The sequence below is a fragment of the Streptomyces sp. M41(2017) genome (assembly GCF_002078175.1).
Lineage (GTDB): Bacteria > Actinomycetota > Actinomycetes > Streptomycetales > Streptomycetaceae > Streptomyces.
Genome location: NZ_MWFK01000001.1, coordinates 1,928,263 through 1,948,480, shown reverse-complemented (window position 1 = coordinate 1,948,480; position 20,218 = coordinate 1,928,263). Strand labels below are relative to the sequence as shown.

Sequence of the window (20,218 nt, the reverse complement as noted above, 5' to 3'; positions counted from 1 at the left end):
TGGGCGGCGTCCTGATGCTGGTCCTCTTCACGGGCGTGAGCGGCGCCTCCGCACACGCGGCGCTCACCGGCACCGACCCGCAGGACGGCAGTGTGCTGAAGTCGGAGCCCCGCCGGGTGACGCTGACGTTCAGCGAGTCCATCGGGCTGCTCGACGACTCCTTCCGCGTGCTCACCCCGGAGAACCGGCGTGTGCACACCGGCGAGCCGAGCCATGCCGACGACCGGTCCGACACCGCGAGCGTCACCCTGCCCCGCGGTCTCGGGACCGGCACGTTCACCGTGGCCTGGCGCGTCGTCTCCGCGGACAGTCACCCCGTCTCGGGCGCCTTCACCTTCTCCATCGGCAAACCCTCCGCGACCACCGCGCCGCTGCCCTCCGCCGCCGCGAGCAACCCCGCCTCCACCGGCCTCTACGACATCGCCCGCTACGCCGCCTACAGCGGACTCGCCCTGCTCATCGGCGCGGCCACCTTCGTCCTGGGCTGCGGCCACCGCGGCTCCGTACGCCGGCTGCTGCTGACCGGCTGGTGGACGCTGCTCGGCTCGACCCTCGCCCTGCTCCTGCTGCGCGGGCCCTACGAACGCGGCACCGGGCTCGGCGACGCCCTCGACCCCTCGATCCTGAGCGACACCCTGACGAGCCGTCCCGGCATCGTGCTGGTGGCCCGTCTCGCGCTGCTCGCCGCCGCCGTCCTCGTCCCGCTGCGAGCGCCGCTGCGGGACCGGTCGCCGGGCCCCGCCGTCCTGGTGCCCGGCGGACTCCTCGCCCTCGGCCTCGCGGTCACCTGGGCCGCCGCCGAGCACGCGTCCGCGGGCATCCAGGTCCCGGTGGCGATGGTCTCCTCCGTGCTGCACCTGCTCGCCATGGCGGTCTGGCTCGGCGGTCTGACCGCCCTGCTGAGCGCACTCCACCGCCCGGCCGAACCCGTCGCCCCGGCCGTCGTCACCCGCTTCTCGCGGCTCGCCCTCGTCTCGGTCGCCGTCCTCGCCGCCACGGGGGTCTACCAGTCCTGGCGCGGCCTCGGCTCCTGGGACGCGCTGACCTCGACGTCGTACGGCCGTCTCCTGCTCGTCAAGGTCGCCGCCGTGGCGCTGCTGCTCGCCGGCGCGGCCTTCTCTCGGCGCTGGACGGCGCGGCTCGCGACACCGCGCGCCACGGTCACGGTCCCGGCCGGACGCGTGCCGGTGACGGTGCCGGCCGGCGGCCCCGGCGGGACGCGGGAGGGGACGGACGGCCCCGGGGAGGAGCGGGGGACGGAGCCGGACGCCGCGGAGGACCGGCAGGACGGACGGACCGAGGACGGGCACGACGGCGCGGCGGGCGGGACGATCGACGCCGGACAGCGCCAGGGACTGCGGCGTTCGGTCCTCGCCGAGGTCACGGTCGGCATCCTCGTCCTCATGATCACCACGATGCTGACGGGGACCCAGCCGGGCCGTGCCGCCGAGGAGACCGCGGCCGCCACCGCGGCGGCCGACCACCCCGCCTCGTCGACGACGACGGTCCCCTTCGACGTCGGCACCCCGGGCGGCCACGGCAAGGTCCAGGTGGAACTGTCACCGGGCCGGGTGGGCGAGAACGAGGTGCAGGCCGTGATCTTCGGCCCCGACGGCGGCATCGCGACCGTCCCCGAACTGCGCATCACCTTCACCCTGGAATCCCAGCAGGTCGGCCCGATCGACGCGGAGATCACCGACAAGGGCGGCTACTGGACCTCCGACACCCTCACCCTCCCGCTCCCCGGCACCTGGACCATGAAGACCACGGTCCGCACCACCGACGTCGACCAGGTCACGGTGGAGCGGAAGGTGAGGGTGAGCTGAGGCGGGGAAGCCCGGCCGGGCGGTCGCACGGCCGGGATCCGGGCACGGCCCGGATCGGTACGCCCCGCGGCTCGTACGCCTGACTTCCCTCACCTCGTACGCCTCGTACGCCTGTTGGCGCCGCGCACGGTGCCGCCAACGTCGAAGGGCCCCACCTCGCGGTGGGGCCCTTCGACGTTAGTGCCCGGTGAGGCACTGGCGGAGGATACGAGATTCGAACTCGTGAGGGGTTGCCCCCAACACGCTTTCCAAGCGTGCGCCCTAGGCCACTAGGCGAATCCTCCGCGGCAAACAATACAAGACGTTGAGGAGTGCTCGCGAACTCGTTCCCCCTCCCAGGATCCTGTACTCTTTGCGGAGCCCCTCACGTGGCGCTATCTGACTGAACTCCCCCAGGGCCGGAAGGCAGCAAGGGTAGGTTGGCTCTGGCGGGTGCGTGGGGGGCGCTCACGTTTCCGGGGCCGGGTGTCCGGGCGGGTGCGAGGCGGACGCCGATCCGCCGGGTGCGCCACGCGGGCCGGTACCGAGTCGGGGGTCACGTCCGCGAAGGGCTTCGGACGGTCCTGCTTGTCAGTGGGCGCCTATAACCTCGTAGACGTGTCGTCTCTCGCGCTGTACCGCCGCTATCGCCCGGAGTCGTTCGCCGAGGTCATCGGGCAGGAGCATGTCACCGACCCGTTGCAGCAGGCGCTGCGGAACAACCGGGTCAATCACGCGTACCTGTTCAGCGGTCCGCGCGGATGCGGCAAGACGACCAGCGCGCGCATCCTGGCCCGCTGTCTCAACTGCGAGCAGGGTCCGACCCCGACGCCGTGCGGGGAGTGCCAGTCCTGCCGCGACCTCGCGCGCAACGGACCGGGCTCGATCGACGTCATCGAGATCGACGCCGCCTCGCACGGCGGTGTGGACGACGCCCGTGACCTGCGCGAGAAGGCCTTCTTCGGCCCCGCGAGCAGTCGTTACAAGATCTACATCATCGACGAGGCCCACATGGTCACGTCGGCCGGTTTCAACGCGCTCCTGAAGGTCGTCGAAGAGCCCCCGGAGCACCTCAAGTTCATCTTCGCCACGACCGAGCCCGAGAAGGTCATCGGGACGATCCGGTCGCGGACCCACCACTACCCGTTCCGGCTGGTCCCCCCGGGCACCCTGCGGGACTACCTGGGCCAGGTCTGCGGCCAGGAGGGCATCCCCGTCGCCGACGGCGTGCTGCCCCTGGTCGTCCGGTCCGGCGCCGGTTCCGTGCGTGACTCGATGTCCGTGATGGACCAGCTGCTCGCGGGCGCCGCCGACGACGGTGTGACATACGCCATGGCGACCTCCCTCCTCGGGTACACGGACGGCTCGCTGCTCGACTCGGTCGTCGAGGCGTTCGCGGCCGGGGACGGCGCCGCCGCCTTCGAGGTCGTGGACCGCATCATCGAGGGCGGCAACGACCCGCGGCGGTTCGTCGCCGACCTGCTGGAGCGGCTCCGCGACCTGGTGATCCTCGCGGCCGTCCCGGACGCGGCGGAGAAGGGGCTCATCGACGCCCCGGTCGACGTCGTGGAGCGCATGCAGGCCCAGGCCGGGGTCTTCGGCGCCGCCGAGCTGAGCCGCGCCGCCGACCTCGTGAACGACGGACTGACGGAGATGCGCGGAGCCACCTCACCGCGCCTCCAGCTCGAACTGATCTGCGCGCGCGTGCTGCTGCCCGCCGCCTACGGGGACGAGCGGTCCGTGATGGCCCGCCTCGACCGCATCGAGCGCGGGGTGAACTTCTCCGGCGGCGGAGCGGCCCCGGCCATGGGATACGTGCCCGGGACCGAGGCGCACGCCGCGCCGCCGGCCTACCAGCCCGCTCCGGCGGCACCGCAGGCCGCGCCGGTGGTCCCGCCCGGCGGAGGCCCGGCCGCTGCCCGCGCCGCGGCACGCGGAGCCGCACCCGGGGCGGGGACCGGAGCCGTTCCGGCGCCCGAACCCGCGGCGCCCGTCGCCCCGACGCCACCTCCCGCGTCCGTGCCGCAGTCGGCCCCGGCGGCGGCCCCCGTGACCCCCGCCGCACCGGAGCAGCCGCCCGCCGGTCCCCCCGCGGGCTCCGCGCCCGGCGCCTGGCCCACCGCGACGGCCGCCGGCAGTGGCAGGCGCCCCGGCGGCTGGCCCACGGCGACACCCGCGGGCGGCGGCCAGCCGTCGGCGCAGCCCGCGCAATCCGCACAGCCCGCGCAGGCGCCCACCGCGAGCCCCGCTCCGCAGCAGGCCCCGCCCGCGGCGCCCGCACCCGCCATGGGCGGCCCCGACCCGCGCACCCTCTGGCCGAACATCCTGGAGGCCGTGAAGAACCGCCGCCGCTTCACCTGGATCCTCCTCAGCCAGAACGCGCAAGTGACGGGCTTCGACGGCACGACCCTGCAGATCGGCTTCGTGAACGCGGGGGCGCGTGACAACTTCGCGAGCAGCGGCAGCGAGGACGTGCTGCGCCAGGCGCTGTCGGAGCAGTTCAACGTGCAGTGGAAGGTCGAGGCGATCGTCGACGCCTCGGGCGGCTCGGCCCCGCCCACCGCGCCGCCCGGAGGCGGTTACGGCGGAGGAGGCGGCGGTTACGGCGGCGGTGGCGGTGGCGGGAGCTATGGAGGCGGCGACGGCGGAGGAGGCGGCGGGTACGGCGGCGCCCCGTCCGGTCAGCGCCCCGCGTCCCCGGCAGCGCCCGCCCAGCCGCCCTCCTCGCAGAGCGGCCCGTCGGGCGGGCACGGCCAGGGCGGGGGCGCGTCCGCGTCCACCCGGCCCCCGGCTCCCGAACCGCACCCGGTCTCCCCGGAGGACGACACCCCGGAGGACGACGACCCCGACCTGGACGAGTCCGCGCTCTCGGGCCACGACCTGATCGTCCGCGAGCTGGGCGCCACGGTCATGGAGGAGTTCTCGAACGAGTGAGCGGCCGGACCGGGTGCCGGCACCCGGGACCGCCCCCTCCTCGGAGGATCGCACCAACCCCCTGGGGCTCCGTCCTCGGAAGCCCCTACAAGGGCAGCCCCGGCCGACGGCTAGGCTGACCCCCGTGAAGGTCCTTGTCATCGGTGGCGGCGCCCGCGAACACGCCCTGTGCCGCTCCCTGTCCCTCGACCCCGACGTCACCGCCCTGTACTGCGCCCCCGGCAACGCGGGGATCGCGGACGTGGCGGAGCTGCACGCGGTCGACGCCCTCGACGGCGCCGCCGTGGCCGCGCTGGCCACGGAGCTCGGCGCCGAACTGGTGATCGTGGGCCCGGAGGCCCCGCTGGTCGCCGGTGTCGCCGACGCCGTGCGCGCGGCGGGCATTCCCTGCTTCGGCCCCTCGCTGGAGGCCGCGCAGCTGGAGGGCTCCAAGGCCTTCGCGAAGGACGTGATGGCGGGTGCCGGCGTCCCCACGGCACGCTCGTACGTCTGCACGACGCCCGAGGAGGTCGAGGAGGCACTCGACGCCTTCGGCGCTCCGTACGTCGTGAAGGACGACGGACTCGCGGCCGGCAAGGGAGTCGTCGTGACCGGCGACCTCGACGCCGCCCGGGCGCACGCCAACGCCTGCGACCGGGTCGTCATCGAGGAGTTCCTCGACGGCCCCGAGGTCTCCCTCTTCGCGATCACCGACGGCACCACCGTCGTCCCGCTCCAGCCCGCCCAGGACTTCAAGCGGGCGCTGGACGGCGACGAGGGCCCGAACACGGGTGGCATGGGCGCGTACTCGCCGCTGCCCTGGGCGGACCCGAAGCTCGTGGACGAGGTCATGGAGACCGTCCTCCAGCCGACCGTCGACGAGCTGCGCCGCCGCGGCACCCCCTTCTCCGGCCTGCTGTACGCGGGTCTGGCGATCACCGGCCGTGGCGTGCGGGTCATCGAGTTCAACGCCCGCTTCGGCGACCCGGAGACCCAGGTGGTCCTCGCCCGTCTGAAGACCCCGCTGGCCGGCGCTCTGCTGGCCTCGGCGACCGGCACCCTCGCCGATCTGGAGCCGCTGCGCTGGAGCGGGGACGCGGCGGTCACCGTGGTCGTGGCCTCGCACAACTATCCGGAGACCCCGCGTACGGGCGACCCGATCACCGGCCTGGACGAGGTGGCCGCGCAGGACGCCCCGCACGCGTACGTCCTGCACGCGGGCACCCGGCACGACGGCGACGCCGTGGTCAGCGCGGGTGGTCGTGTGCTCTCGGTCACAGCGACGGGATCCGGCCTCGCCGAGGCCCGCGAGCGCGCCTACGCGGCGGTCGCCCGCATCGGTCTCGACGGCTCGCAGCACCGCACGGACATCGCGGCGAAGGCCGCGGCCGAGGCATAGCCGCAGGTCCCCCACGGCGTCACCGAACCCCGGACTCCAGACGGAGTCCGGGGTTCCGTCGTGTCCGGACCCGGCCTCCCCGGCCTGGCCGTTTCTGTACGGAACCGGGGGCCTGATCATCGCCCACTGTCATCCACCTCTCCCCAGAGCCATTCCATCGAGTGACCGATGGCCCATCCGGCTGACTGGGGCCGGGGCCCCAACTAGGGTGCGGCGAAAGCATTCCGGCACTTGGCCCACCGGCATTGCGATGTCGGTGGCGGGTGCCACAGTGGGGGAGTGACCAACGCCAGGACATCCGTCGGCACCGGCCGCGTGAAGGCCGGAGCACGGCGGGCAGTAGGGGGTGACGTCCGGTCGTGACCGGTATGGGTGTGGAGGTGGGCGCGCAGGCCGCGCGCTCCCGGGCTCTCGCCGTGCTGCGGATCCGCAGCAGGGCGTTGGCCGTCGCCCTGCTGCCCGCGGCCGTCGCCGTCGTGCTGCTGGCCGGTGGCGCCACCGGCCACATCGTCGGCGGGCACTGGGGGACCATGCGCTGGATCGTGACGGTCCTCGCCGCCGTCGTCCTGCTCGCGGCGGCGGGCGTCGCGCTCGTGATCGCCCGAGCCCGGCCCGCGATGAGCCCCACGGTCCCGGTCTCCGAGGCGTCGGCCCCCGATCTGTACCGCATGGTCCGCGACCTGGCCGACCGTCTCGACGTCCCGGCTCCCTCCGCGATAGCCCTGACCCCGGACTGCGACAGCTGGCTGGAGGACCGCACCCACCGGGCGCACGGCCGCTCCGCGACGGGCGGCGGGACGGACGGCACGGACACCGACCGGGCGGCCCTGACCGGAGGCCGCGGTGCCACGCGCTCGGCGCACCGCGCGCGCCGTGCGTCGGCCGCCCCCGTCCTCGTCATCGGCTCCCCTTTCCTGTGGTGGATGCGCGTCGGCGAACTGCGCGCGGTCCTCGCCCCGGTGGTCGCGGGTACGGGCCCGTCGGCCCACCCGGACATAGCCGCCGCCCGCCGTTTCGTGCGCGGACTGGACGCGGCCGTCGCCGTGACCTCGGAGCCCGGACGCGGCCCGCTGTCCCGCACGGTCCTGGCCGGGGCGGGCTGGGTGACCCGGCTGCTGCTGCGCAGCTGCCGCGTCCACGCCGCCGAGATGGAGCGGGGTGTCGCCGCGGCGGCGGCCGAGCGCGCACAGGCCGTGGACTACGGCCTGCGGATCGTCGCCCAGGAACAGGTGGGCCTGGCCTACGCGGGCTGGGACCGGCTGCTCACCCGGGTCGCGCTGCCCGCCTGGCGGATGGGCCGCTGGCCCTCCCGGCTGGACGTGGGCGTCGTCGCCGCGCTGACCGAGCTGTCCCGGCGCGACCGGCTGGCCGAGGGGTTCACCTCCCGGCTCGGCGAGCGGCCCGCCTGCGATCTGCTCGAAGAGCCCGGTTCGGTGGACGAGGCGACCTCGCTGCTGGCGGCCCGGCTCTTCCACGGCGGCCCCGCGGAGGCCGGCCCCGACTGGGCGCCGGTCGACTGGCAGGACTATCCGGACGAGGTCGTCGACCGCACCTGGCGCACCGACGCCGCCCGGCTGCACCGCGTTCTGGACGCGCTCGGCGTCCGGCACCCGGCCGGTCCCGGCCGGCCCGAGGCGGGCGGCCCCACGCTGGCCCGGGTGCTGGATCACCTCGCCATCCCGGTGGAGGACCGGCCGGCGCCCGGCGCGGACGCGGACCTCGATCCGGAGGCGGCCCTCGGCGTGCACGGCGCGGAGGCGTACGAAGGGATCGGCGTCCCCGGCGACGAGGACGATCCGGACCTCGCGGTGAGCAGCGAACGCACGGCGGCGCTCGCGGCCGGCCTCACGGCGGAGGTGGCCCGCGAGGAGGCGGCCGTACCGGCGCCGCCCGTCGCGGGCGCGGAGCAGCAGGGGCCCGATCACGCCCTCTGGGACGACGGGACTCTTCCGCTGTTCCCGCTCCAGCCGCCCCGCACCGGCCGTGACCTGCTGGCCGACCACGTCACGGCGATGGTCTGCTGCGCCGCCATGGACACCGCGGGAGCGACCCCCGGACTCGACTGGCTGGACGGCCCCTCCCTGCTCGTCGCGGGGGAGCGCGCCGCGGACCTCGGCCCCCGCGTCCTCACCCTCATAGAGACCGGCGACCCCGCACCCCTGCGCGAATGGCTCCTGCGCCTCGGCGTCCGCCCGGAGAAGCCGGTCCGCCTGGTCTGACGGCCAGTTGGTCCGGCCGGTCTGACGGCCGTGGCCTGGTCCGACGCCCGCGGCCGCTGCGGCGGAGGTCGGCCGATCCGGCCGAACAGCCCGACCCACGCCGTGCGGGACCGCTTCGGAACCGGCCGGTCCGGTGGGCTTCGCGGCCGCGCGAGGCCGGTTTCGTCCGAATTCGGTTTGTCCGGCCCGGCGCTCTTCCGGCCGGTCGGACGCACACTGTTCGCAGCCCGTCTCAGCCCCAGACGGAGCGCCCCGTTCCACTCACGTCAATTCGCGACGAACGGTGACGGACTGCGTGCGTAATGTGATGTGCTGGGACCGATCGCGCGCAAGGGCAAGGGCTTGCCGAACGACGGGGGCACGAGGGAGGGGACCGGCATGGGGTCGGAGCAGATCCGCCGCTGGGAGTCGGGCGCACTCGCACACGCCGTCACGGATCCCTTCGGCCAGGGACCCGTCCCCTGGCTCCGCGGCAGCGAGACGTACTTCGACGACACCGGCCATGTCGTCCCCTGGTACCTGGACGCGGACACGGCTCCGGCCCCGCATCGCGAGTCCGGCGGATCCCGCATCCCGGCGCCGCGCGCCACCTCGGGCACCCGCGCCCGCTCCGGCTCCGGCGGCCCCCGCTCCGCGGACGACGTCCACCGCCAGATCAAGGGGTTCACCACCACGGGCGCCGCTGCCCCGGGCGAGTCCATCGACTTCCACGTCACCGTCGACCCGCCCCAGGAATTCAGCGTCGACATCTACCGCATCGGCCACTACGGCGGCGACGGCGCCAGCAAGATCACCACGAGCCCCCGGCTCTCCGGCATCGTGCAGCCCGCCCCGCTCACCGCCGACCGCACGGTCTCCTGCCACCACTGGTGGCTGTCCTGGCGCCTGCAGATCCCGTCGTACTGGAGCACCGGCGCCTACGTCGCCGTCCTCACCACCGTCGACGGCTACCGCTCCCACGTCCCCTTCACCGTCCGCAACGACCAGACGGCAGACCTGCTCCTGCTGCTCCCGGACGTCACGTGGCAGGCGTACAACCTGTATCCGGAGGACGGCCACACCGGCGCCAGCCTCTACCACGCGTGGGACGAGAGCGGCCGGCTGCTCGGCGAGGCCGACGCCGCGACGACCGTCTCCTTCGACCGTCCGTACGCGGGCGCGGGCCTCCCCCTCCACGTGGGCCACGCCTACGACTTCATCCGCTGGGCCGAGCGCTACGGCTACGACCTCGCCTACGCCGACGCCCGCGACCTGCACGCCGGCCGCGTCGACCCCACCCGTTATCGGGGCCTGGTCTTCCCCGGCCACGACGAGTACTGGTCGCCGCAGATGCGCCGTACCACGGAGCGCGCCCGCGAACACGGCACCTCGCTCGTCTTCCTCTCCGCCAACACCATGTACTGGCAGGTCGAGTTGGGGCCGTCCCCGTCCGGCGTCCCCGACCGCCTGCTGACCTGCCGCAAGCGCCGGGGCCCGGGCAAGCCCGCCCTGTGGCGCGAGATCGACCGTCCGGAGCAGCAGCTCATCGGCATCCAGTACGCGGGCCGGGTGCCCGAGCCGCACCCCCTGGTCGTCCGCAACGCCGACCACTGGCTGTGGGAGGCGACCGGCGCGCACGAGGGCGACGAGGTGGAGGGCATGGTCGCCGGAGAGGCGGACCGTTACTTCCCGCGCACGCCCCTGCCCGACCACCAGGCCCGGATCCTGCTCGCGCACTCCCCGTACCCGGACAGCGAGGGCGTCCCCCGCCATCAGGAGACCTCGCTGTACCGCGCCCCGTCCGGCGCCCTGGTCTTCGCGTCCGGAACGTTCGCGTGGTCTCCCGCGCTCGACCGCCCCGGCCACGTGGACCCTCGTATCCAGCGCGCCACGGCGAATCTCCTCGACCGCATCTGCAAACACGACTGAGGATGCCCGGCCGGGTGTCCCGCCCGGCGCCCGCACCCGGCGACGGAACCGTCCCTTTCTCCTTCGCGACCACGCGGCCCCTGTCCGCGACCGCTCGCCGCATACGGGAGAATCGAGCCACTAGGACAGAACCACGGGGAGGAACCGTGTCCGGATTCGTCGAAAAGCCCGAGCCCCTTCAGGTGCCGGGTCTGGTACATCTGCACACCGGCAAGGTGCGCGACCTGTACCAGAACGAGGCGGGCGACCTCGTGATGGTCGCCAGCGACCGCATCTCCGCGTACGACTGGGTTCTCCCCACCGAGATCCCCGACAAGGGCCGAACGCTCACCCAGCTCTCGCTGTGGTGGTTCGACCAGCTCGCCGAGCTGGCGCCCAACCACGTGCTCAGCACCGACCTCCCGCCGGGCGCCCCCGCCGACTGGGCCGGCCGCACCCTGATCTGCAAGTCCCTTCGGATGGCGCCGGTCGAGTGCGTCGCCCGCGGCTATCTGACCGGCTCGGGTCTCGTCGAGTACAACGAGTCCCGCACGGTCTGCGGCCTCGCCCTCCCCGAGGGTCTCGTCGACGGCTCGGAACTCCCCTCGCCGATCTTCACCCCGGCCACCAAGGCCGCCGTCGGCGAGCACGACGAGAACGTCTCGTACGAGGAGGTCGCCCGTCAGGTCGGCGCCGACACCGCCGCCGAACTGCGCCAGGCGACCCTCGCCGTCTACAGCCGGGCCCGCGACATCGCGCGCGAGCGGGGCATCATCCTCGCGGACACGAAGTTCGAGTTCGGCTACGAGGGGGAGACGCTCGTCCTCGCCGACGAGGTGCTGACCCCGGACTCCTCGCGCTTCTGGCCCGCCGACTCGTGGGAGCCGGGCCACGCGCAGCCGTCCTTCGACAAGCAGTACGTCCGCGACTGGCTGACCTCCGCCGAGTCGGGCTGGGACCGCAAGAGCGAGCAGCCGCCGCCCGCCCTCCCCGAGAACGTCGTGGAGGCCACCCGCGCCAAGTACATCGAGGCCTACGAACGCCTCACGGGCATGAGCTGGACCTGACCCCGCCCGGGCCCGGCTCCCAGCCGGGCCCGGACCACCCGGGCACCGCCCCCGGACACGAAGAAGCCCCCGATCGGAGATCGGGGGCTTCTTTTCTGAGCGGACGACCAGGTTCGAACTGGCGACCTCAACCTTGGCAAGGTTGCGCTCTACCAACTGAGCTACGTCCGCATGCGCCGTGGCGCGACGGCTACTATACCCAACCTCGCAGGCGTGCGAGACGCACTGCCGCGTGACGGTTCTCCGCCCCCAGTTTGGACGCGGCCGACGACAGATAGTTCCGCACGGTCCCCTGGGACAGCGCGGCCCGCTCCGCGATCTCCGCCACCGGTGCGCCGTCGGCGGCGAATTCCAGCACCTCGGCCTCCCGGGCGGTCAGCGGCGAGTCCCCGGCGGAGATCGCGTCGGCCGCCAACTCGGGATCCACATAACGGTTTCCCGCGTGCACCGTGCGAATGATCTCCGCGAGCCGCTGTGCGCTGACCGTCTTCGGCACGAACCCGCGCACACCCGCCGCAAGCGCCCGCTTCAGATGACCCGGCCTTCCATGACTCGTCACGATCAGCACCTGACAGCCCGGCAGTTCGGCCCGCAGGGATGTGGCCACCCTCACACCGTCCGCTCCCGGCATCTGAAGATCCAGGACGGCGACGTCGGGTTCATGGGCCCGCGCCATCGCCAGCGCCTCGGGTCCCGTCGCCGCCTCGGCCACCACGACCAGGTCGTCCTCCAGCCCGAGAAGTGCGGCCAGCGCGCCCCGGATCAGATGCTCGTCGTCGGCGAGCAGCAGCCGCACGGGAACGGTCGGCGCCGCCGCGTCCTCCGGCACGGATGTCACGGCGTGACCTCCCCTGCCTGGTGCGGCACGGACGCGGCCGCCCCTCCCTCATGCCCGACGGTCCCGACCTCCAGGACTCTGTCCTTGTTCCCGCCGACCCCACCGTCCTCGCCGTCCCTACGGCTTCTTCGGTCCTGACCGGCCCGACCCACGCCCGTCCTCACGCCTCTGTCCACGTCCACGTCTTTGTCCCTGCCCTTGTCCGTGTCTGCCTCTGCGTCTGCTTCCCCGTCCCGGTCAGGATCGGTGTCCATCGACGGTCGGCCCGTCCCTCGCCCTGCCCGCGTGCTTCTCCCGCGGTCCGTGTCCGTGTCCGTGTCCGTGTCCGGGGCGGGGGCCGGGTGCGGGTACGAGCCGGGGGCGCGCGGAACGGGCAGGGGAACCTCCGCGGTCAGCCGGAAGCGCCCTCCGCTCGTGCCGGCCCGCAGCACCCCGTCCACCTCTCCCAGGCGCTCCCGCAGCCCCACGAGCCCGGATCCCCCGATCGGTTCGGAGCCGCCTTCGCTCCGGGGACTCGGGCCTTCCGTGTTCGGCGCCCCGTCGTTCTCGACCGTCAGCGTCACCACGTCCGCGGCCGCCCGCAGCGACACCGCACAGCTCTTGGCGTCCCCGTGCCGCAGCACATTGGTCGTCGCCTCCCGGACGACCCAGCCGAGCGCCGACTGGATCGCCACGGGCAGCTCCGTACTCGCGCCGGTGACGGAGCAGTCGATGCCCGCCGCCGTCAACACGCCCTGGGCGCCCGCCAGTTCGACTCTCAGGTCCGCCTCGCGGTATCCCCGCACCACGGCCCGCACCTCCCGCTGGGACTCACGCGCTATCCGCTGTACCTCGGTCATCTGGTCCACGGCCTCGGGCCGTCCGCGCCGGGACAGCTGGACGGCCAGCTCGCTCTTGAGGGCGATCACCGCGAGATTGCGGCCCATCACGTCGTGCAGGTCGCGGCCGAAGCGCAGCCGCTCCTCGGCGACGGCGAGCCGGGCCCGGGTCTCGCGGGCCGCGTCGAGTTCGTAGACGGCGTTCAGCAGCCAGACCGAGAACGCCGCGGTGAACGTCAGGAACCCGGCGGTGAGCAGGACGGCGACGGCGGTGATCAGCGCGGCGGGACCGGGGAAACCGAGCGGGAACGAGACCACCCCGCCTCCCGCGGCCGCTCCGACCACGGCTGAGGTCATCCGCCTGCGGTCACGGGTCCCGAGGGCGAGCGTGCCGGTGCCGAACGCTATGACGCCGACGAAGATCGAGGACGACACCCGCATCTCGTCCTCGGTCGCCGGACGCCAGTCGGTGCCCGACAGTGCCAGCGCCACGACGGCCACCGCGGCGGTGACCAGGGCCAGCGCGAGCATCATCCGACCGGGCTGCCGTCGCGTCCCGCGCGTCCAGTCCAGCGACTGCGAGGCCGTCACCGCGCAGAGCACGGCGTGGGCGCACACCAGCAGGAACAGCGGCCAGGTCAGGGCGGACGAGACGTTGCCGAAGATCGGCAGGCCGAACGTGACGACCTCGATCACTGCGAAGAAGTGGAACGACCACCGCGTGTACGCCTCGACCTTGGCCGGTGTGCTCTTGTCTCGCCACCAACCGGTCGGCTCGTTCATACCCACCCCGTGTCCGTGGTCATCGTCGCGGCTCCCAGCGGAACCACCGCCGTACAGCAAACACCGCGATCGCGGCCCAGACCACCGCCGTGCCGACCGCTCCCAGGGTGTCGTGGGCGGAGAGGTGCCCGGTCCAGCCGCCGCGTATCAGGGTGATCACCGGAGTGAGGGGCAGCAGTTCGCAGAACGAGGCGACGCGGTCGGGCAGCACCTCCAGCGGTATGAACGTCCCGGATCCGACCAGGGAGACCAGCGTCAGCGGCATCGCCGCGACCTGGGCTCCCTCGATGCTCTTGCTGAAGCTCGCGGTGACGGCTGCCAGCGCCGGCCAGGTGATGAACCCCAACAGGAGCCCGAGCAGGACGAGATGGGGTGCCCGTGGCGCCCCGATGTCGAGCATCACGGCATAGGCGGCGGTCAGGATCAGGCACTGGGCGAGACCGATCGTCACCGAGGGCAGCGCGGCGCCCAGGAGGATCTCCACGTCGCGTGGTTCCCCGGTGCGCAGCCGCTTCAGGACGAGCTCCTCCCGGCGGGCCGCGTAGACACTCACCAGCGAGCTGTAGACCGCGAAGAGCAGGGCGAACCCGATCGAGGAAGGGAGCAGGATCGACCCGACGGTGAGCCCGGTGCCTTTCAGATCCATCTGGTCCACGGTCGAGCGGAGCGTGAAGGGCATGATCAGCGGCACGAACACCGCTGCCGCGAGCGTCGCCTTCGTACGGCCGAGCAGGGTCAGCTCGGCGCGGGCCAGAGCTCCCATCCGCCCCAACGCCGTGGTCCGGGCCGGGCCGGCTCCCGTCGTGACTGCTGTCCCGCTCATGCCGCCGTCCCCTTCGTCTGCCGTGTCCGGCCCGTCCGGCCCGTCCGCCTCGGTCCGGCGGACATGCCCGCTCCCGCCGGTTCGGGCCGCTGCCTGTCGTGCACCGCCGCGTCCCGCGCTATGCGCAGGAACGCCTCCTCCAGGGACGCCGAGCGCACATCGAGCCCCCGCAGCTCGACCCGTGCCCGCTCCGCCCACACCAGCAGGGCTGTCGCGGTCCGCTGCAGTTCGTTCGTGCGGAGTCTGATCACCCGGCCCGCTGTCTCGTGGCTGCTCACGCCGAGTTCGGCCAGCGGCGGCAGGTCGCCCGGGAAGTACCCCTCGGGCAACTCGAAGGAGACGCGCGAGGGCTGGGCGGCGGTGACCTCGGCCGGAGTGCCGAGGGCCGCGATCCGTCCCTCGTGGAGGATCGCCAGCCGGTCGGCGAGACCCTCCGCCTCCTCCAGATAGTGGGTGGTCAGCAGGACGGTCGTTCCGCCGTCGCGCAGCTCGCGCACCAACTCCCAGGTGCTCTGGCGGCCTTCCACGTCGAGTCCGGTCGTGGGTTCGTCGAGGAAGAGGACGTCGGGGCGGCCGAGGAGCGCGAGCGCGAGGTCCAGGCGCCGCTTCTCGCCCCCGGACAGCTGTTTGACCCGGACCGCACTCCTGCGGGCGAGCCCGACCAGCTCCAGCGCTTCTCCGACAGGCCGCGCTCCGCTGGTGCATCCCGCCCACATGCGCAGGGTCTCCGCGACCGTCAGTTCGGAGGGGAAGCCGCCCTCCTGGAGCATCACGCCGATCCGGGGCCGCACGGCCCTCCGCTCCGTGTACGGATCGTGCCCGAGGACCCGAACGTGCCCGCCGGCCGGAGGTGCGAGGCCCTCGATCAGCTCGACGGTGGACGTCTTGCCCGCGCCGTTCGTCCCGAGCAGGGCGAACAGTTCGCCTCGGCCCACCGAGAACGTGACGCCGCGCACCGCCTCGAAGTCTCCGCCCTCACCCCCGTACACCCGCCGCAGGTCAGTGACCTCGATCACGTCATCGTGCCCGTTCGTGTTCATGCATTCAGCCTCGCCGCGAACGTGACCCCGCAGCAGTGCGCGGTGTCATCACTCCTCATGACAAATGTCAGACGACGGAGGGAGATCCGGCGGGAAGGGAGCCGTACGGAGAGGGAGCTGCGACGCGGGTGAGGTCGGAGAGAGTTGCCCGATGCCCGATGCCCGATGCCCGATGCCCGATGCCCGATGCCCGATGCCCGATGCCCGTCGGGTGCGGGTGCGGGTGCGGGTGTGACGTGCACCGCTGTCGCGAACGGAGGGGGACCATGAGCACAGGACGGCATACGACAAAGGCCCCGGTCGACTGACCGGGGCCTTTGTCTTCTGAGCGGACGACCAGGTTCGAACTGGCGACCTCAACCTTGGCAAGGTTGCGCTCTACCAACTGAGCTACGTCCGCATTGCCTCCGACCGGCTTCCACCGATCGGCGCGAGCACCACCCTACCTGATCGACAAGACCGATCGGTAAGAGATGCAGAGCGGGTGACAGGAATTGCACACTGCGCCTTCCCCCTGGAAGGGGGATGTTCTACTACTGAACTACACCCGCGCGACCCCGTGGGTTTCGGCTTTCGGCCTTGCCCCTCGGCGTGTTCCAGACTCTAGCTGATCAGCGGGGGGTCAGCGCAAGTCGGCTGTCTGCGGGGTCCGGTGGCGGTCCCTCGCGGGTGTCCCCGGGTGCGGGGGCGGCGGCTCAGTGGGACTCGGCGAACGCCTCGTAGACCTTCTTGGGGATCCGGCCGCGCGGCGGCACGTCCATCTTGTTGGAGCGGGCCCAGGCGCGGACGGCGGCGGGGTCGGGCGTCAGCGCGGTGTGCGTGTACGCCTTCCCGGACTTCGACTGCTTGCGGCCGGCCTCGAGGTACGGCGCGAGGACCTTGCGCAGTTTCTTGGCATTGGCTGGATTGAGGTCGATCTCGTACGACTTGCCGTCCAGTCCGAAGGCGATCGTCTCCGCCGCTTCCGAGCCGTCGATGTCGTCAAAGAGAGTGACCACGACACGCTGCGCCACGAATATCGGTCCCTTCGCGCGACAGCTCTGCGATCAACGGTCATGACGTGCGCGGACGTCACGGAGTTGTCGGGGAGATGTCGACTGTCCGGCTGTTATTGGGCAAAGTATCGGCTAATGCCAATTCCTTTGTACAGTGCCCGGCATTGCATTGTGAAGCCCGACTAAATCCTTCCGCGTGTCCGGAGGCAATGGGCGCCCGTCGCTCTTCTGCTGTTTTTCCCAGGATTTTCCGCGGAAGACCCCTTGTCGATGCGGGATCGTGATCGGGGTCACGTAGGATTCTACGAATCTACGCGAGTAGAAATTTTGTACGGGTAGTCTGAAGGGACCTGCTCAGCACCACACACCGGGAGTGCCAGTGGCACGCGTCGTAGTCGACGTCATGCTCAAGCCGGAGATCCTCGACCCCCAGGGCCAGGCGGTGCAGCGTGCACTGCCGCGCCTCGGTTTCGACGGTGTCTCCGACGTACGTCAGGGAAAGCGATTCGAACTGGAAGTGGACGGACCGGTGGACGACGCCGCGCTCGCCCGCATCCACGAACTTGCGGAATCCTTCCTCGCCAACACCGTGATCGAGGACTTCACCGTCAAGGTCGAGGAAGTCGCGGAGGCCGGAAAGTGACCGCTCGTATTGGAGTCGTCACCTTTCCGGGCAGCCTCGACGACCGCGACACGCAGCGCGCGATCCGGCTCGCGGGTGCCGAACCCGTCGCTCTCTGGCACAAGGACAAGGACCTCAAGCAGGTCGACGCCGTGGTGCTGCCCGGTGGTTTCTCGTACGGCGACTATCTCCGGGCCGGCGCCATCTCGCGCTTCTCGCCGGTGATGGAGACCGTCATCGAGCAGGCGAAGTCCGGAATGCCGGTTCTCGGCATCTGCAACGGCTTCCAGGTCCTCACCGAGGCGCACCTCCTTCCCGGCGCGATGCTCGGCAACAACCACCTCCACTTCATCTGCCGTGACCAGAAGCTGCGGGTGGAGAACGCGGAGACCGCCTGGACCGCCGACTACGCGTCCGGCCAGGAGATCCACATTCCGCTGAAGAACATGGACGGGCGGTACGTCGCCGATTCGCGGACGCTCGACATGCTGGAGGCCGAGGGCCGGGTCGCGTTCCGCTACGTGGACGTCAACCCGAACGGCTCGCTGCGCGACATCGCCGGCATCACGAACGAGGCGGGCAACGTCGTCGGTCTGATGCCGCACCCGGAGCACGCCGTCGAGCCGCTCGTCGGCTCCGGCCGCACCGACGGCCTCCCCTTCTTCACCTCGATCCTCAAGAAGCTGGTCAACGCATGAGCCGCACGCCTCTGGACACGGTCGAGAACGCGGCCGCGACCCCCGACGTCGAGCTGCCCTGGGCCGAACTGGGCCTGAAGAAGGACGAGTACGAGCGGGTCGTCGAGATCCTCGGCCGCCGGCCCACCGGTGCCGAGCTCGCCATGTACTCCGTGATGTGGTCCGAGCACTGCTCCTACAAGTCCTCGAAGGTCCACCTCCGCCAGTTCGGCGAGAAGGCCCCGCAGTCCGACGCGCTGCTCGTCGGCATCGGCGAGAACGCCGGCGTCGTCGACGTCGGCCAGGGTTACGCGGTGACCTTCAAGGTCGAGTCGCACAACCACCCGTCGTACGTCGAGCCCTACCAGGGCGCGGCCACCGGCGTCGGGGGCATCGTGCGCGACATCATCGCGATGGGCGCCCGTCCGGTCGCCGTCGTCGACCCGCTGCGGTTCGGCGCGGCCGACCACCCCGACACCAAGCGCGTCCTGCCGGGCGTCGTGGCGGGCATCGGCGGCTACGGCAACTGCCTGGGCCTGCCGAACATCGGCGGCGAGGTCGTCTTCGACGCCTGCTACCAGGGCAACCCGCTGGTCAACGCCGGTGCCATCGGCGTCATGCGGCACGAGGACATCCACCTCGCGAAGGCGTCCGGCACGGGCAACAAGGTCATCCTGTACGGGGCCCGCACGGGCGGTGACGGCATCGGCGGCGCGTCGATCCTCGCCTCGGAGACCTTCGACGACGCCAAGCCGTCGAAGCGTCCCGCCGTCCAGGTCGGCGACCCCTTCCAGGAGAAGCTCCTCATCGAGTGCACCCTGGAGGCCTTCGCCGAGAAGCTCGTCGTCGGCATCCAGGACCTCGGCGCGGCCGGACTGTCCTGCGCCACCAGCGAGTTGGCGTCCAACGGCTCCGGCGGCATGCGCGTCACCCTGGACGACGTACCGCTGCGCGACTCCACGCTCTCGCCCGAGGAGATCCTCATGAGCGAGTCGCAGGAGCGCATGTGCGCGGTCGTGGAGCCGGAGAAGGTCGACCGCTTCCTCGAGATCTGCGACAAGTGGGACGTCATCGCCACCGTCATCGGTGAGGTCACCGACGGCGACCGGCTGGAGATCTTCTGGCACGGCGGCAAGATCGTCGACGTCGACCCGCGCACCGTCGCGCACGACGGCCCGGTCTACGAGCGCCCCTACGCCCGCCCTTCGTGGCAGGACGCGCTCCAGGCCGACGACGCGAACAAACTGCCCCGCCCGGCGACGAGCGCCGAGCTGAAGGACCAGGTCCTGCGGCTCGTCTCCTCCCCGAACCAGGCCTCCAAGTCCTGGATCACCTCCCAGTACGACCACTTCGTGCAGGGCAACACCGTGCTGGCTCAGCCCGAGGACTCGGGCATGATCCGCATCGACGAGGAGACCGGGCTCGGCGTCGCCATCGCGACGGACGGCAACGGCCGCTACGCCAAGCTCGACCCGTACACCGGTGCGCAGCTGGCGCTCGCCGAGGCGTACCGGAACGTCGCGACCACCGGTGCCAAGCCGCTCGCCGTCTCCGACTGCCTGAACTTCGGCTCGCCGGAGGACCCGGCGGTCATGTGGCAGTTCGCCGAGGCGATCCGCGGACTGGCCGACGGATGCCAGCAGTTGGGCACCCCGGTGACCGGCGGCAACGTCTCGCTGTACAACCAGACCGGCGAGGCCGCCATCCATCCGACTCCCGTCGTGGCCGTGCTGGGCGTCATCGACGACGTCGCCCGCCGCACGCCGGTCGCCTTCCAGGAAGAGGGCCAGCTCCTCTACCTGCTCGGTGACACCCGTGAGGAGTTCGGCGGTTCGGCCTGGTCCCAGGTCGTCCACGACCACCTGGGCGGTCTGCCCCCGCAGGTCGACCTGGAGCGCGAGCGGCTGCTCGCCGAGATCCTCATCTCGGCCTCGCGCGACGGAATGATCGACTCCGCGCACGACCTGTCCGACGGCGGCCTCATCCAGGCCGTGGTCGAGTCGGCGCTGCAGGGCGGCAAGGGCGCGCGGCTGATCGTCCCGGACGGTCTCGACGCGTTCACCTTCCTCTTCTCGGAGTCGGCGGGCCGCGCGGTCGTCGCTGTCCCGCGTTCGGAGGAGCTGCGCTTCAACGACATGTGCGGTGCCCGGGGTCTGCCCGTGACCCGCATTGGTGTCGTCGACGGCGACGCGGTCGACGTCCAAGGCGAGTTCGCGCTCTCCCTGGCCGAACTGCGCACCGCTCACGAGGAGACCATCCCGGCGCTGCTGGCGTGATGCGCTGACCTGCGTGAAGGCCCCGTCCGGACTCCGGGCGGGGCCTTCACGCGTCC

General features: G+C 72.1%; 13 protein-coding genes, 4 tRNA genes, 1 other RNA gene and 1 pseudogene. 10 read left to right on the top strand and 9 right to left on the bottom strand.

From position 1 onward, the window contains the following. Nucleotides 1-14 precede the first annotated feature (14 nt). Nucleotides 15-1,826, top strand: coding sequence for a copper resistance protein CopC (locus tag B0675_RS08525; protein WP_241539914.1), 1,812 nt, complete (start codon nucleotides 15-17; stop codon nucleotides 1,824-1,826). Nucleotides 1,827-2,022: 196 nt separating this feature from the next. Here the strand turns inward: B0675_RS08525 and B0675_RS08520 are convergent. Further along, a tRNA-Ser gene (locus B0675_RS08520) sits at nucleotides 2,023-2,110 on the bottom strand. A gap of 71 nt (nucleotides 2,111-2,181) precedes the next feature. On the opposite strand from B0675_RS08520, the gene ffs reads away from it, so the two are divergent. The 6 genes from ffs to B0675_RS08490 all read left to right on the top strand — a co-directional run bounded on the left by ffs (nucleotide 2,182) and on the right by B0675_RS08490 (nucleotide 11,290). Beyond that, an RNA gene (gene ffs / locus B0675_RS08515) (signal recognition particle sRNA small type) lies at nucleotides 2,182-2,280 on the top strand. Between the two features lie 143 nt (nucleotides 2,281-2,423). Next, entirely contained in the window at nucleotides 2,424-4,739 is a 2,316-nt protein-coding gene (locus B0675_RS08510) for a DNA polymerase III subunit gamma and tau (protein WP_081218212.1), read from the top strand. A gap of 124 nt (nucleotides 4,740-4,863) precedes the next feature. After that, complete coding sequence (gene purD, locus B0675_RS08505) at nucleotides 4,864-6,117, top strand: phosphoribosylamine--glycine ligase (protein ID WP_081218211.1); 1,254 nt, start codon at nucleotides 4,864-4,866, stop codon at nucleotides 6,115-6,117. A 368-nt stretch (nucleotides 6,118-6,485) separates the two neighbouring features. After that, the gene (locus B0675_RS08500) at nucleotides 6,486-8,336 is read left to right on the top strand and encodes a hypothetical protein (protein ID WP_081221678.1); all 1,851 of its coding nucleotides are present in this window, start codon (nucleotides 6,486-6,488) and stop codon (nucleotides 8,334-8,336) included. 378 nt (nucleotides 8,337-8,714) lie between these two features. Continuing rightward, the gene (locus tag B0675_RS08495) at nucleotides 8,715-10,244 is read left to right on the top strand and encodes a N,N-dimethylformamidase beta subunit family domain-containing protein (protein ID WP_081221677.1); all 1,530 of its coding nucleotides are present in this window, start codon (nucleotides 8,715-8,717) and stop codon (nucleotides 10,242-10,244) included. 146 nt (nucleotides 10,245-10,390) lie between these two features. Continuing rightward, nucleotides 10,391-11,290 (top strand): phosphoribosylaminoimidazolesuccinocarboxamide synthase, encoded by a 900-nt coding sequence (locus B0675_RS08490; protein ID WP_081218210.1) that lies wholly within the window; start codon nucleotides 10,391-10,393, stop codon nucleotides 11,288-11,290. 98 nt (nucleotides 11,291-11,388) lie between these two features. Here B0675_RS08490 and B0675_RS08485 read toward each other — a convergent pair. From B0675_RS08485 to B0675_RS08450, 8 genes and pseudogenes are all read right to left on the bottom strand, one after another. Beyond that, a tRNA-Gly gene (locus tag B0675_RS08485) sits at nucleotides 11,389-11,461 on the bottom strand. 22 nt (nucleotides 11,462-11,483) lie between these two features. Further along, on the bottom strand, nucleotides 11,484-12,086 hold the full coding sequence (locus tag B0675_RS08480; RefSeq protein ID WP_081221676.1) for a response regulator transcription factor: 603 nt from the start codon (nucleotides 12,084-12,086) through the stop codon (nucleotides 11,484-11,486). A 413-nt stretch (nucleotides 12,087-12,499) separates the two neighbouring features. After that, nucleotides 12,500-13,729, bottom strand: a pseudogene (locus B0675_RS08475) (sensor histidine kinase); the annotation flags it as partial. Between the two features lie 19 nt (nucleotides 13,730-13,748). Then, the gene (locus tag B0675_RS08470) at nucleotides 13,749-14,552 is read right to left on the bottom strand and encodes an ABC transporter permease (RefSeq protein ID WP_081218208.1); all 804 of its coding nucleotides are present in this window, start codon (nucleotides 14,550-14,552) and stop codon (nucleotides 13,749-13,751) included. Continuing rightward, the gene (locus tag B0675_RS08465) at nucleotides 14,549-15,592 is read right to left on the bottom strand and encodes an ABC transporter ATP-binding protein (RefSeq protein WP_081218207.1); all 1,044 of its coding nucleotides are present in this window, start codon (nucleotides 15,590-15,592) and stop codon (nucleotides 14,549-14,551) included. The genes B0675_RS08470 and B0675_RS08465 overlap by 4 nt, the downstream gene beginning before the upstream one ends. 327 nt (nucleotides 15,593-15,919) lie before the next feature. After that, a tRNA-Gly gene (locus tag B0675_RS08460) sits at nucleotides 15,920-15,992 on the bottom strand. Nucleotides 15,993-16,071: 79 nt separating this feature from the next. Further along, nucleotides 16,072-16,143 (bottom strand) — tRNA-Gly (locus tag B0675_RS08455). A 144-nt stretch (nucleotides 16,144-16,287) separates the two neighbouring features. Further along, complete coding sequence (locus B0675_RS08450) at nucleotides 16,288-16,605, bottom strand: Lsr2 family protein (RefSeq protein ID WP_081218206.1); 318 nt, start codon at nucleotides 16,603-16,605, stop codon at nucleotides 16,288-16,290. A gap of 361 nt (nucleotides 16,606-16,966) precedes the next feature. On the opposite strand from B0675_RS08450, the gene purS reads away from it, so the two are divergent. The 3 genes from purS to purL are packed head-to-tail and all read left to right on the top strand — an operon-like array spanning nucleotide 16,967 to nucleotide 20,162. Continuing rightward, nucleotides 16,967-17,230, top strand: coding sequence for a phosphoribosylformylglycinamidine synthase subunit PurS (purS, locus tag B0675_RS08445; RefSeq protein WP_060898438.1), 264 nt, complete (start codon nucleotides 16,967-16,969; stop codon nucleotides 17,228-17,230). Next, nucleotides 17,227-17,907 carry a phosphoribosylformylglycinamidine synthase subunit PurQ gene (purQ, locus tag B0675_RS08440; protein WP_081218205.1) on the top strand — a complete coding sequence of 227 codons (681 nt, stop codon included), beginning with the start codon at nucleotides 17,227-17,229 and terminating at the stop codon, nucleotides 17,905-17,907. Before purS ends, purQ begins: the two co-directional genes overlap by 4 nt. After that, complete coding sequence (gene purL, locus B0675_RS08435; RefSeq protein WP_081218204.1) at nucleotides 17,904-20,162, top strand: phosphoribosylformylglycinamidine synthase subunit PurL; 2,259 nt, start codon at nucleotides 17,904-17,906, stop codon at nucleotides 20,160-20,162. The genes purQ and purL overlap by 4 nt, the downstream gene beginning before the upstream one ends. Nucleotides 20,163-20,218: the final 56 nt, after the last annotated feature.

Bases quoted from the DNA above. Each gene is read 5' to 3' on its own strand.
- B0675_RS08500 (WP_081221678.1), top strand. From the start codon at position 6,486: ATGGGTGTGGAGGTGGGCGCGCAGGCCGCGCGCTCCCGGGCTCTCGCC.
- B0675_RS08470 (WP_081218208.1), bottom strand. From the start codon at position 14,552: ATGAGCGGGACAGCAGTCACGACGGGAGCCGGCCCGGCCCGGACCACG.
- B0675_RS08525 (WP_241539914.1), top strand. From the start codon at position 15: ATGCTGGTCCTCTTCACGGGCGTGAGCGGCGCCTCCGCACACGCGGCG.
- purL (WP_081218204.1), top strand. From the start codon at position 17,904: ATGAGCCGCACGCCTCTGGACACGGTCGAGAACGCGGCCGCGACCCCC.
- B0675_RS08495 (WP_081221677.1), top strand. From the start codon at position 8,715: ATGGGGTCGGAGCAGATCCGCCGCTGGGAGTCGGGCGCACTCGCACAC.
- B0675_RS08465 (WP_081218207.1), bottom strand. From the start codon at position 15,592: ATGAACACGAACGGGCACGATGACGTGATCGAGGTCACTGACCTGCGG.